Annotated in this window: 13 protein-coding genes; 10 read left to right on the forward strand and 3 right to left on the reverse strand. The window is 44.8% G+C overall.

The annotated features are described in order from the left end of the window. The first annotated feature begins 53 nt into the window (after nucleotides 1–53). The 8 genes from fabF to H735_RS02135 all read left to right on the forward strand — a co-directional run bounded on the left by fabF (nucleotide 54) and on the right by H735_RS02135 (nucleotide 8,178). Nucleotides 54–1,301, forward strand: a complete 1,248-nt coding sequence (fabF, locus tag H735_RS02100) for a beta-ketoacyl-ACP synthase II (RefSeq protein ID WP_020196396.1) — start codon at nucleotides 54–56, stop codon at nucleotides 1,299–1,301. 107 nt (nucleotides 1,302–1,408) lie between these two features. Continuing rightward, nucleotides 1,409–2,224 (forward strand): aminodeoxychorismate lyase, encoded by an 816-nt coding sequence (pabC, locus tag H735_RS02105; RefSeq protein ID WP_020196397.1) that lies wholly within the window; start codon nucleotides 1,409–1,411, stop codon nucleotides 2,222–2,224. After that, nucleotides 2,221–3,237 carry an endolytic transglycosylase MltG gene (gene mltG / locus H735_RS02110; protein WP_020196398.1) on the forward strand — a complete coding sequence of 339 codons (1,017 nt, stop codon included), beginning with the start codon at nucleotides 2,221–2,223 and terminating at the stop codon, nucleotides 3,235–3,237. Before pabC ends, mltG begins: the two co-directional genes overlap by 4 nt. After that, entirely contained in the window at nucleotides 3,234–3,866 is a 633-nt protein-coding gene (gene tmk / locus H735_RS02115; RefSeq protein WP_042979413.1) for a dTMP kinase, read from the forward strand. Before mltG ends, tmk begins: the two co-directional genes overlap by 4 nt. Nucleotides 3,867–3,890: 24 nt before the next feature. Then, nucleotides 3,891–4,853, forward strand: a complete 963-nt coding sequence (locus tag H735_RS02120) for a DNA polymerase III subunit delta' (protein ID WP_020196400.1) — start codon at nucleotides 3,891–3,893, stop codon at nucleotides 4,851–4,853. Next, nucleotides 4,844–5,611: a TatD family hydrolase gene (locus tag H735_RS02125; RefSeq protein WP_005439577.1), complete on the forward strand. Its 768-nt coding sequence runs from the start codon at nucleotides 4,844–4,846 to the stop codon at nucleotides 5,609–5,611. The genes H735_RS02120 and H735_RS02125 overlap by 10 nt, the downstream gene beginning before the upstream one ends. 445 nt (nucleotides 5,612–6,056) lie before the next feature. Continuing rightward, complete coding sequence (ptsG, locus tag H735_RS02130; protein ID WP_005439576.1) at nucleotides 6,057–7,487, forward strand: PTS glucose transporter subunit IIBC; 1,431 nt, start codon at nucleotides 6,057–6,059, stop codon at nucleotides 7,485–7,487. Nucleotides 7,488–7,776: 289 nt separating this feature from the next. Next, nucleotides 7,777–8,178 carry a hypothetical protein gene (locus H735_RS02135; protein ID WP_009707021.1) on the forward strand — a complete coding sequence of 134 codons (402 nt, stop codon included), beginning with the start codon at nucleotides 7,777–7,779 and terminating at the stop codon, nucleotides 8,176–8,178. A 69-nt stretch (nucleotides 8,179–8,247) separates the two neighbouring features. On the opposite strand, the gene H735_RS30670 is transcribed toward H735_RS02135, so the two are convergent. The 3 genes from H735_RS30670 to H735_RS02145 form a co-directional block, all read right to left on the reverse strand. After that, nucleotides 8,248–8,346, reverse strand: coding sequence for a MetS family NSS transporter small subunit (locus tag H735_RS30670; protein ID WP_005536518.1), 99 nt, complete (start codon nucleotides 8,344–8,346; stop codon nucleotides 8,248–8,250). Further along, nucleotides 8,346–9,806, reverse strand: coding sequence for a sodium-dependent transporter (locus tag H735_RS02140; RefSeq protein ID WP_020196403.1), 1,461 nt, complete (start codon nucleotides 9,804–9,806; stop codon nucleotides 8,346–8,348). Before H735_RS02140 ends, H735_RS30670 begins: the two co-directional genes overlap by 1 nt. Before the next feature lie 481 nt (nucleotides 9,807–10,287). After that, complete coding sequence (locus H735_RS02145) at nucleotides 10,288–10,878, reverse strand: outer membrane beta-barrel protein (RefSeq protein ID WP_020196404.1); 591 nt, start codon at nucleotides 10,876–10,878, stop codon at nucleotides 10,288–10,290. 127 nt (nucleotides 10,879–11,005) lie between these two features. Between H735_RS02145 and cydH the strand changes: the two genes are divergently transcribed. Further along, entirely contained in the window at nucleotides 11,006–11,098 is a 93-nt protein-coding gene (cydH, locus tag H735_RS30675) for a cytochrome bd-I oxidase subunit CydH (RefSeq protein WP_005444835.1), read from the forward strand. A gap of 18 nt (nucleotides 11,099–11,116) precedes the next feature. Continuing rightward, a complete protein-coding gene (locus H735_RS02155; protein ID WP_020196405.1) occupies nucleotides 11,117–12,262 on the forward strand; it encodes a patatin-like phospholipase family protein in 1,146 nt (381 codons plus the stop codon). The last annotated feature ends 63 nt before the right edge of the window (nucleotides 12,263–12,325 follow it).

A 12,325-nucleotide genomic window follows, 5' to 3' on the forward strand; every position in this document is an offset into this window, starting at 1 on the left:
TCTAACTTCTTCTATCCTCTCATAGAAACATTCAATTCCCGGAGAATTATATCGTGTCCAAGCGTCGTGTAGTTGTCACAGGCATGGGTATGTTGTCACCGGTAGGCAACACAGTAGAATCATCTTGGAAAGCCCTGCTAGAAGGTCAAAGCGGTATCGTGAACATCGAACATTTCGATGCAACGAACTTCTCGACTCGTTTTGCTGGTCTTGTGAAAGATTTTGATTGCACAGAGTACATGTCTAAGAAAGATGCTCGTAAAATGGATTTATTCATCCAGTACGGCATTGCAGCGGGTATCCAAGCACTGGATGACTCTGGCTTAGAAATTACCGAAGAAAACGCAGCTCGAGTTGGTGTAGCAATCGGCTCAGGCATCGGCGGTCTAGACCTAATCGAAACAGGCCATACAGCGCTTGTTGAAAAAGGTCCTCGCAAAGTTAGCCCATTTTTTGTTCCTTCGACCATCGTAAACATGGTTGCAGGTAACCTATCTATCATGCGTGGTCTTCGTGGTCCAAACATCGCGATCTCTACGGCATGTACTACAGGTCTACACAACATCGGCCACGCAGCGCGTATGATTGCATACGGTGATGCTGAGGCGATGGTTGCTGGTGGTTCAGAGAAAGCATCTACACCACTAGGTATGGCTGGTTTCGGTGCAGCAAAAGCACTTTCAACTCGTAATGATGAGCCTCAAAAAGCTTCTCGTCCATGGGATAAGGGCCGTGATGGCTTTGTTCTTGGTGACGGTGCGGGCATTATGGTTCTTGAAGAGTACGAGCACGCAAAAGCACGTGGCGCTAAGATCTACGCAGAGCTAGTTGGCTTTGGTATGTCTGGTGACGCTTACCACATGACTTCTCCAAGTGAAGATGGTTCAGGTGGCGCTCTAGCAATGGAAGCGGCAATGCGTGACGCAAACATCACTGGTACTCAAGTTGGTTACGTGAACGCTCACGGTACATCGACACCTGCTGGTGATGTGGCTGAGATCAAGGGTGTTAAACGTGCTCTTGGTGAAGAAGGCTCTAAGCAAGTATTAGTATCTTCAACTAAATCTATGACTGGTCACCTTCTAGGTGCTGCTGGCTCAGTTGAAGCGATCATCACAGTTCTTTCTTTGGTAGACCAAATCGTTCCACCAACGATCAACCTAGATGATCCAGAAGAAGGTCTAGATATCGATCTTGTTCCGCATACAGCACGCAAAGTTGATATGGAATACGCAATCTGTAACTCGTTCGGCTTCGGCGGTACAAACGGTTCGCTAGTATTCAAAAAATTCGCTGAGTAAAAATCTCTAACACTGTTTTAGAGAAGCGATACTTGTATTCTGACGGCTCGATGCTTAGCATTGAGCCGTTTTGTTTTATATGTCGATCGGAAAGTAAAGGTATCTGAATGTTCTGGGTCAATGGACTGCCACAAACACACATTTCGCTTGGAGACCGCTCGTTTCAATATGGCGATGGCTGTTTCACCACTATTAAAACTAAGAAGGGTGAATTAGAGCATTGGCAAGCGCATGTTGAGCGAATGGAAGCGTGCCTAAAAACATTACACATCCCTTTTCCTGATTGGAGCCAAGTGTTCGATTGGGCAATGAAAGCGGTTTTGAATGACGAGCTTGCTGGAATCAAAATTCATATTAGTCGCGGTACTGGAGGGCGAGGGTATAGTCCTAGCGGTATTGAAGGGGCAGTCGTGACTATTTCAAATTTTGCGTTTCCTTCTCATTACTCTTCATGGCAAGAAAATGGCGTGCCGTTAGGGGTTTGTGAAACCCGTCTTGGTATTCAACCACTTCTGGCTGGTCACAAGCACAATAACCGAATAGAGCAGGTACTCGCAAAGGCAGAAATTGATGATTCTGAATTTGCTGATGCTGTGACGTTAAATGTGCAAAATCATGTCATTGAAACTACAATGGCAAACCTTTTTTGGGTTAAAGATAAAAAGGTATACACACCCGATTTGAGTTTGTCTGGTGTGGCTGGCGTAATGCGCCGTAAGGTATTGGAATTTCTCCAAACCAATGGCTACCCAGTGCAGGTAGCAACATTCGAACTCTCTGATTTGCTTAATGCAGACGAGGTGTTGATGTGTAACTCACTATTAGGTGTGGCACCGGTCAGCGGTATTTCGACACCAGATAACAAGATTGACTTTCCAATAGGAAAATTGACTCGACGACTTCAAGGGAATCTAAATTCGTGATTAAAAAACTGTTTGCTTTTGTTGTACTGATTGCCGTTATTGGTGCAGCAGGTGTTTTTTACGTTGTTTCACAGACTAAGCAATATGTTAACTCGCCAATTCTTATAGAGCAGCCTCAGCTGTTTACCGTAGAAAATGGCACCAGCTTTCACCGAGTGATGCGTGATCTTGTAAAAGACGACATCATAGAAGCTTCTGATTACATTCGTTTAATGCCCCACCTTTACCCAGAGCTTCTTCAGGTGCGAGCAGGCACTTACCAACTTGAGCCAAAAGTTTCGCTTTATCAAACGTTAGAACAGCTCAATACCGGCAAAGAGCATCAATTTGCGATTACTTTTGTCGAAGGCAGCCGTTTCTCTGAGTGGGTTGAACAGTTAAGGGCTGCACCTCATGTAAAACATGACTTAACTGGCTTGTCTGAAAAAGAAATGGCAGAAAAGCTGGGTATTGAGCGTGAGAAGCTTGAAGGTTTATTCCTTGCGGAGACTTACCACTACACTGCTGGCGCAAGTGAAAGTCAGATCTTAGAGCGTGCACACAGCAAGCTAAACAAGATTCTTGATGAACAATGGGAAGCGCGTCAGGAGAAGTTACCACTGAAAGATAAATACGAAGCGCTGATCTTGGCTTCTATTATTGAGAAAGAGACGGCGATTGATGCCGAGCGCGAACGTGTTGCGTCGGTATTTGTTAACCGCCTCAACAAACGTATGCGTTTGCAAACTGACCCAACCGTTATCTACGGTATGGGGGATGCGTACGATGGCAATATCCGTAAGAAAGATTTGCGTACACCAACGCCATACAACACATACACCATTAATGGGTTACCACCAACGCCAATCGCTATGGCCGGTGAAGCATCTATTGAAGCTGCTCTCAACCCTGAGAACAGTAATTACCTATATTTTGTAGCAAGTGGAAAGGGTGGACATGTGTTTTCGAAATCCCTTGCTGAGCACAACCGTGCTGTACGTGCCTATTTAAGAGAACTAAGAAAGAACAAATGATGAAAGCAAACTTTATTGTCGTTGAGGGCCTAGAGGGCGCGGGTAAAAGCACTGCGATTAAAACCGTTTTAGATACGCTGAAAGCTGCAGGTATCCAAGATATCGTTAATACTCGTGAACCAGGCGGTACGCCGCTAGCAGAGAAAATGCGTGCACTAGTAAAAGAAGAGCACGAAGGCGAAGATCTAAAAGACATGACTGAATTGCTTTTGCTTTATGCAGCACGAGTTCAGTTAGTTGAGAACGTGATTAAGCCAGCGCTAGCAAACGATCAATGGGTAGTTGGCGACCGTCATGATTTGTCTTCTCAAGCTTACCAAGGTGGTGGCCGCCAAATCGACGCATCACTGATGAAGAACCTGCGCGATACGACTCTAGGTGAGTTTAAGCCTGCATTCACATTGTACATGGATATCGATCCTCGAGTTGGACTTGAACGTGCTCGTGGACGTGGCGAACTAGATCGTATTGAAAAAATGGACATCAGCTTCTTTGAACGTACGCGTGAGCGTTACTTAGTGTTGGCTAATGCCGATGATTCCATCGTGGTGATCAACGCTGAGCAGTCGATTGAAGAGGTTGCACAAGACATCAAAGCTGCGCTAAACGAATGGCTAGCGTCACTGTAAGCAGAATGTGGATTGAGGTCGCTCATGTTAAATGACTTTCCATGGTTACTACCCGTTTGGGATAACCTCAAAACAAGCTTGGATTCAGAACGAATTCCGGGCGCACTGCTGCTGCAAAGTGAAAAGGGATTAGCGGTAGAGAAGCTGGTTGAGCTCTTTAGTCACTCGTTGCTGTGTCAAAATTACACCAGTGAAGCGTGTGGCTTCTGCCATAGTTGCCAGTTGACTCAATCTCATAGCCATCCTGATTTACACTGGATTAAGCCAGAGAAAGAAGGAAAGTCGATCACCGTTGACCAGATTCGAGCATGTAATCGGCTTGCGCACGAGTCTTCACAACTAAACGGTTATCGCGTGTTCATCATAGAGCCAGCCGATGCGATGAATGAGTCTGCGTCCAATGCGTTGTTGAAAACACTCGAAGAGCCGGGACAGAAATGCTTGTTCTTGCTCGTGACGCATAACCAAGAGCGATTGCTGCCAACTATCCAGAGTCGTTGCCAACAATGGGTGGTGACACCACCATCAACAGAGCAGGCGATGAATTGGATGAGCGAGCAGGGAGCATCACAAGTACCAACTTATGCGCTTAAACTGAATTTAGGGTCGCCAATTAATACCCTAGAAGCGGTGAAAAGTGGTGAGCTTGATGAGTACCAAGCGTTTGAGCGTTGTTTTATTGAGACGCTATCTTCGCCGGTATCAGATGTATTCCAGTGTGCATCGTTAATGGCAAAGAACCCAGACAAAGCATTCGACTGGGCTTGGTATCTATTAACGGACGCTCAGAAAGCCCAATTTGGGGTGGCGGAAGCGGCTCAACTTCCGGGCGCAACTCTGTTCCCAACACACAGTTATGACGGTTTATACCTGGCGTCGAAGAAGCTGCTTGAGCTAAAAGGGCAAATTCAACGCTTTCCTGGCTTGAACCTTGAACTACTATCAATGAATTGGTTAATTGAATCACGAGAGGCATTATGTTCGTAGATTCGCACTGTCATCTAGACAAACTGAATTACGATGATCTTCACATCAATGTTGAAGACGTTATTAACAAAGCAAAACAAGCGAACGTAAAAGAGCTACTGTCGGTAGGCGTTACGTTAGATTCATTTCCAAAAATGTTGGAAATGATTACGCCATACGACAACGTTTATGCGTCTTGTGGTGTGCATCCGCTTGATGTGGAGAGCGCGTTCTCTATGGAGACCTTACGCCAACACGCTTCGCACGAAAAAGTGGTAGCGATTGGTGAAACAGGTCTGGATTATCACTACAAACCAGAGACTGCAGCGCTGCAAAAAGAGCGTTTTGAACAGCAGGTAGATTTAGCGGTGGAGTTTAACAAGCCGCTTATCATTCATACCCGTAACGCTCGTGAAGATACATTAGAAATTCTACGCAATGGTGGCGCTGAAAAATGTGGTGGTGTGATCCACTGCTTTACCGAAGATCTACCATTTGCAGAAGCTGCATTAGATTTAGGGTTCTACATCTCAATTTCGGGCATTGTAACCTTCCGTCAGGCGACAGAATTGAAAGAAGTCGTGAAAGCTTTGCCTTTAGAAAGGCTGCTTATTGAGACGGATTCTCCATATTTAGCGCCCGTTCCACATCGTGGAAAAGAGAACCAACCAGCCTATGTTGTCGAAGTTGCAGCCTATATTGCACAGCTAAAAGGATGCTCCATTGCTGAAGTAGGGCAAAAAACAACCGAAAACTTCCGAAATCTTTTTTTGCGATGAAAAATCAATACACGGTTTAAAAAAGGGGCTATTGCCCTTTTTTTGTTTAGAAATACGCCAAAAAGATCATTTAGTTTAATGTTTACTAAATTTGTTGATTTAACCCCAATCAAATCTCTTAAATGTAATTTTGTTACTAAAAATAACATCGGTCTTTATTTTATTTACGCCTTAAAATTAATTATGTTGATAATAAAGTCGTTATAAAACAGTAATATAAGTTTAATGCAAACCTTTTCATCTACTGTTTTTGGGTGTGATCTGCGGCTTGTTTTGAAACTAAATTTCGTAACTGTGTGGAAAGTTTGAGGGCCATCAATATATATTTAGAGCCGGAAAATATAATGCAACGTGTGGTTACATTTTCATTGGGTGCTAACATTTAGGCTACGGGGGTGTGCCGTTAGTGCCCAAATAATACTTATAATTTATCAGGAGCATAAACATGTTTAAGAACCTTTTTGCAAACCTGCAAAAAGTTGGTAAAGCTCTGATGCTACCAGTATCAGTGTTGCCAGTCGCAGGTATCCTACTAGGTGTTGGTGCTGCCCACCTAAGCTTCATTCCAGAGGTTGTTTCTAACCTAATGGAACAAGCTGGTGGTTCAGTATTCGGCCAAATGGCACTTCTATTTGCTGTTGGTGTAGCACTTGGCTTCACAAACAACGACGGTGTAGCAGGTCTTGCTGCAATCGTTGGTTACGGCATCATGACAGCAACGCTTGGCGTTATGGCTGGCATCATGGGCGTTGAGAAAATCGATACAGGTGTACTAGGTGGTATCCTTGTCGGTGGTGTTGCTGCTTGGGCATTCAACCGTTTCTTCAAAATCCAACTTCCAGAGTACCTTGGCTTCTTCGCTGGTAAGCGTGCTGTGCCAATCATCACTGGTTTCGCTGCGATCATCCTAGGTGTTGTACTATCTATCGTATGGCCACCAATCGGCGGTGCAATCTCTGCATTCTCTGACTGGGCTGCGCACCAAAACCCACAACTTGCGTTCGGTATCTATGGCGTAGTTGAGCGTTCTCTAATCCCATTCGGTCTACACCACGTATGGAACGTGCCATTCTTCTTCGAAGCAGGTACTTGTGTGAACGCTGCTGGTGAAACTCAAAACGGCGTACTAACTTGTTACCTAGTTGCAGATGATGCTTCTCGCGCTGCTGGTAATGGCTTCGGTCAGCTAGCGGGTGGTTACATGTTCAAGATGTTCGGTCTACCAGCTGCAGCAATCGCTATTGCTCACTGTGCTAAACCAGAAAACCGCGCGAAAGTAATGGGTATCATGGCGTCAGCTGCTCTGACTTCATTCCTAACAGGTATTACTGAGCCAATCGAATTCTCATTCCTATTCGTTGCTCCGGTACTATACGGTATCCACGCTTTACTAGCTGGTTCTGCATACGTTGTTGCTAACACTCTAGGCTTCGTACACGGTACATCATTCTCACACGGTCTGATCGACTTCCTAGTTCTATCTGGCCACGCTCAGAAGATGGGTCTGATGGTAGCTGTTGGTCTAGTTTACGCAGTAATCTACTACGTAGTATTCCGCACAGTAATCACTGCTCTTGACCTTAAAACTCCAGGTCGTGAAGACGAATCTGAAGAAGCTGTTGCAACTTCTGGTTCTGACATGGCAGGTGAGCTTGTTGCAGCATTCGGCGGCAAAGCAAACATCACTGGTCTAGACGCATGTATCACTCGTCTACGTGTAGCAGTAGCTGACACAGCTGCAGTTGACCAAGACAAACTAAAACAACTAGGCGCTGCTGGTGTTGTAGTTGTAGCAGGTGGTGTTCAGGCTATCTTCGGTACTAAGTCTGACAACCTGAAAACTGAAATGGATGAGTGGATTCGTAACCACGGCTAATCTCAGTCATTCATAAGAAAAAGGGGGCTTCGGCCTCCTTTTTGCTTTCTGTATCTTTCCCTTCATACCTCTCCAGTATTTATTCTTCTCTAATCTCTAATCTCTAATCTCTAATCTCTAATCTCTAATCTTTTTTTCACTAGCACTTACTTTTGGTGTTTTAGCCGTGATCTCACGCTCACCCTTACGTTTGTGGCTTTTTTCGTACGTCATTCTTACTCATTACTGACACAACAAAATGACAACATGTTTGAATTATGCACGCTGTTTTTTTAAGTGGGGGAAGGCTGTGAAAAAGCGAATTTTATTGGCGGCAACAATGCTGCCGAGTGCCGTAATGGCGGCGGATGGAGCGAAGAATTTTTCTGTTGGTATGGCGGTCGATCAAGAGCTCAGCGTTGTCGTTGAAATTGATGACAAGTACCGCGGTATTATTGGTAACGATGGTATGGCGTTTGATTACATAGCGAAGCGCGGTACATTTGATCAAAGCATGCCATTAACTTGGTATGTCGGTGTTGGTGGCTGGTACGAGTGGGATGATGAATTCGGTGTTCGTGTCCCACTAGGTTTAAATTGGGATCTATCAAAAGGCTGGGATCTGTACGCGCAAATCCATCCTGAAGTGGACTTCTACAAAGGGCCTGATCTGCAAATCGGTGGGGCGCTTGGTATCAAGTACAATTTCTAACAGATACAAAAATGCCGGCACTGAGCCGGCATTTTGTTTTGTGAGCCTTAATTTCGCTGGCAGTTAGCTTTACTGCTGTTTATTCATTGCTCGTTTGATGCATACCGCAGCACCACCCCAAGTGATGCCAAGTCCGATAACCATCATGATGATTGCACTTGTAGTCATTACGCTTTCTCCTTGCTCGCTACGTTAATCAATACGCCAAACACAAACAGTGCGGCAATCATTACCCAACCCAGCGTTAGGTCGTAGCCACCGTAACCTTCGGTGAGAAGTGCGTACAGCTTGGTTGCCAAGATAATTGCTAACATGATTGGTGTTACAAAGCGTAAACAGATTTCGAACCATTGACCAACAGAGAAGTCAGAGCGCTCGTTTACGTAGTTACGAACTTCAGGCACTTGCTTCAACAACCAAGCCATCAGAACGATTTCTACTAGGCCACCAACCATAATACCAACGTTGTTTGCGAAGTGGTCGACAAGGTCCAGCAGAAGCAATCCGCCGTTGGTCGCGAATGCCATCGAGACAACAAATCCAATACCGATTACTACGTTTGCAGCTTTCTTACGGCTCCATTTTAATTTGTCGATAACTGCTGAGGTTACCGCTTCCATGATTGAGATGTGCGAGCTTAAGCCTGCAACAACTAAAGCAAAGAAGAACAGAGGACCAAGGATGTATGGCGCTGGTAGTAGGTTAATTGCCGCAGGTAACGTCACAAATGCCAAGCCTACACCCGCAGAGACTACCTCAGTAAGCGGTTTGCCTTGTTCTTGGGCCATGTAACCCAATACCGAGAAAATCATGATACCGGCAAGGATAGAGAAGCCACAGTTGATCAATACCGTCATGAAGGCGTTATTGGTGATGTCTGATTTCTCTGGCAGGTAGCTTGAGTAAGCCAGCATGATGGCAAAGCCAATACTTAGTGTGAAGAAGATCTGGCCGTAAGCCGCTGCCCACACTTTTACGTCCCAGATTTTGCTGAAGTCTGGCTCGAACATGTAGTTCACACCGTCTAGCGCACCAGGAAGGAAAATCATGCGACCGATCAAGAAGATCACCATAATGAACAATATAGGCATCATGATCTTAGATGCGCGTTCAATACCTGATTTAACACCGCTCACAATCGCAGTATAGGTAATTGCCCAAGCAATCAGCATAGATACGGCGATCTTCCATTGAATGCTGCCTAAATCAGTTGGAGAGTTATCACCAAGTTTTAGGTATTCACTAAAGAAGAAGGCGTTGGTATCGGAACCCCAACTTTGAGTGAACGACATCCCAAAGTAAGAAATTGCCCAACCAATAACCGCAACATAGTAAACGGCGATGACGGCAGCAACGCCAACTTGGAACCAACCAAGCCATTCAAATTTCGCGTGGATTTTTGCCAATGTTTTTGGTGCAGAACCGCGGTATTTTTGACCCATACTGAACTCAAGGATCATGAATGGAATACCTGCGGTGATCATGGCGAAAAGATAAGGAATAAAGAAGGCACCGCCGCCATTCTCATAGGCCATGTAAGGGAAACGCCAGATGTTACCCAAGCCGATGGCTGAACCGACTGCTGCTAAGATGAATCCCGCACGGGATCCCCATTGTTCTCGCTTCATATTTGACTCCTGTACAACTCCCTAAGGAATGAAGCTCTTCTCGGCAACGTGCAACACCAGTAGAGCAAAGAGCAACTGTTATCCGTCAGTTTTCTGCTCGATGTTCGGTATTGTTATAAAATTCTGGTGTTTTGCTTTGTGTTACCTAACAAGAAATAGAATTAAATGCTTTAAATTTTGATGTGTGTTTGCAAAAGCTGAAATATTCTTCTGCTTTCTGTGTTCAGACTAACTTTTTACATTATTTAGCGCAATAGACTCTAAATGTTAATGTCGATATTTTATCTGGTTTAAATATTGTTAATTAGTGATTTGGTAGGCTATCTGATCGGTAAAGTTGGGTAGGTTTTGAAATAAATGACTGTATGGTCGATGTGATCTTGGTCAAATAAACTCTTTTTGGCTATTAGGGTGTATCTCTGTGTTAGACACACCCAATAGAGAATATTTCGTTAAAACGACACATTAGAAGTGAAAGTCGTTAGAAACGGAAACGAAAGCCAATGTTGGATTGGAATTGGTTCATCCAGTCGGTTTCAAACTTGATGATACAAGACGAACCGTCCGTTGGTACGACGCAAGCACCTGAGGTGTCGTTGTCTACAACTGTGCCTAACCAACGGATTTGCGCGGTCATTGCAAAGGTTTTCGAGAATTCGTACTCAAGGCCGGCGAATGCACTGCCAGAAAAGCCATACTTGTCGTTTACCCAGTCTACGTCGGCGTATGACGCGCCTATGCCCAATCCAACGTAGGTTTGCCAGCCCTGAGCGAGAGGGTAGTAAATGCTGCTTTGAAATTGAAGATAGTGAATGTCTGCCGAGTTATTAATGTCTTGCAATTCTGACGACTGATTGGAATAGAAAAAACCGATGCGACCCATCTCAAAAGGGGTTTCAACTGACAAAGCATAATTGATTGAAGGGTCTAAATCGTAGGTGCGGTCATTCTCATCCTCTACTTTACCGCCTCCTGTAAAGCCGACATAGGGCGTGACGATAACCGTCGCTTGAGCAGCCATAGAACAGCTCAATAATACACTCCCAACTAGCCAGTCAATTTTATAGTTCATTTGCTATCTCCTTATTATGACTAAGCTAATTGTGATGCCTTAGCCAAAATCGTGCGACTAAATTAGGCAATTCTTGAACATAATTCACACTGGTGTTATTAATTTGTTACAACTAAAGGAGGTGTCTATGGAACACGATCTAAAATCAGCCCTACTCATCGTCGTTACAGTATTCGCAGTTTTACTCTCTTTCGGCATCATTGCGATTACTACGGCTTAATGCATTGGCGATACGCCTATGACACGCAACAGCGGTATTATCACTGATCGCCATGCAGAGCTCGACATTGAGATGTATGAGCGCTATAGAAATGGCAAAACTGCCCTTGTCGCACAAGGAGGAGGGCAGAGAGGGATTTTTACCGCTGGAGTGTTGGATGCATTCCTTCTTTCTAATTTCGATCCATTCGATGAATTCTATGGCACATCAGCCGGAGCTCTGAATTTGTGTGCTTACCTTTGTCGTCAACACGGCATGGGCAAGGCTTTCATTACGGATCTCACTACTTCCAACGAATTCTTTAATCTTTTCCGTTATATCCGCAAGAAGCAATATTTGGGCTTGGAATGGGCCTTAGAGCGCATTCAAGATTACCCTTATAAACTTGACCTCGATATGGGGAAAACTGCGTTAGGTGCCCGTGGTGCGTTTGCTGCGGTGACAAATGTCGATACTCTCTCTGATCAATACTTGCCGATACTCGGTGGGGACTGGGTCAATACCATGGTTGCCACTTGCGCGATCCCTAAATTGTATCTGGGGCCTGTGGATGTAAATGGGCATCCTTATGTTGATGGTGGGGTCTCTGCCTCGATTCCTGTGCAAGAAGCATGGAGAAAGAATGCGCGTAATATCATTGTGATTCGTACCGAGCCTTTTTCTGAGGCAGAAGCCAAAGTACAAGCCGAGATTGGTGAAGAGGGGATCAAGTGGTACCGTGAGTCTATCAACTCTGTGCAAGAGTCTTGGCAACACAAGGTTCACCAATGGAAAGAGGACTGGAGTAGCTTCTTGCAGCAGAAAATTAATGCGGCTCATCAGTCGAAATTGTCTGGTAGAAAGCTGCTCAATGGCGGACGCTGGTTGTTTGGGGCGGATAATCTTTATCGCTTGAGCCACCTGATTGGTGAAAACTTCGATTCTGGATTGGCTGACATGTTGATGATTCACTACCAAACCTTCGAATTGACACAAGCGTTCTTAACCGCTCCGCCAGACGATACCTTTATTCTGCAATTGGCACCTAAAGAAGAGTTACAGTCATCGTCTTTGTTGAGCGATCCAGAAGCGTTAGAGCACGATTATCAACTTGGTCTACAAACGGGTTTTAATTTGATTCAACTCTATGACAAATTGAACATAGATGGTCGAGAAACGGCTTAGATTGAAATCAAGTATCTGAAAAAAGAAAAGGCTCCTTGTGGAGCCTTTATGGTTTTTTGGGAA

Origin of the sequence: Vibrio owensii CAIM 1854 = LMG 25443, from assembly GCF_000817815.1 — a bacterium.
GTDB classification, from domain to species: domain Bacteria; phylum Pseudomonadota; class Gammaproteobacteria; order Enterobacterales; family Vibrionaceae; genus Vibrio; species Vibrio owensii.

Excerpts from the sequence above, each read along its gene's own strand:
- H735_RS30670 (WP_005536518.1), bottom strand. The coding sequence starts at position 8,346 with ATGACTACAAGTGCAATCATCATGATGGTTATCGGACTTGGCATCACT.
- H735_RS02140 (WP_020196403.1), bottom strand. The coding sequence starts at position 9,806 with ATGAAGCGAGAACAATGGGGATCCCGTGCGGGATTCATCTTAGCAGCA.
- pabC (WP_020196397.1), top strand. The coding sequence starts at position 1,409 with ATGTTCTGGGTCAATGGACTGCCACAAACACACATTTCGCTTGGAGAC.
- H735_RS02125 (WP_005439577.1), top strand. The coding sequence starts at position 4,844 with ATGTTCGTAGATTCGCACTGTCATCTAGACAAACTGAATTACGATGAT.
- H735_RS02155 (WP_020196405.1), top strand. The coding sequence starts at position 11,117 with ATGACACGCAACAGCGGTATTATCACTGATCGCCATGCAGAGCTCGAC.
- cydH (WP_005444835.1), top strand. The coding sequence starts at position 11,006 with ATGGAACACGATCTAAAATCAGCCCTACTCATCGTCGTTACAGTATTC.
- tmk (WP_042979413.1), top strand. The coding sequence starts at position 3,234 with ATGATGAAAGCAAACTTTATTGTCGTTGAGGGCCTAGAGGGCGCGGGT.
- H735_RS02145 (WP_020196404.1), bottom strand. The coding sequence starts at position 10,878 with ATGAACTATAAAATTGACTGGCTAGTTGGGAGTGTATTATTGAGCTGT.
- H735_RS02120 (WP_020196400.1), top strand. The coding sequence starts at position 3,891 with ATGTTAAATGACTTTCCATGGTTACTACCCGTTTGGGATAACCTCAAA.
- ptsG (WP_005439576.1), top strand. The coding sequence starts at position 6,057 with ATGTTTAAGAACCTTTTTGCAAACCTGCAAAAAGTTGGTAAAGCTCTG.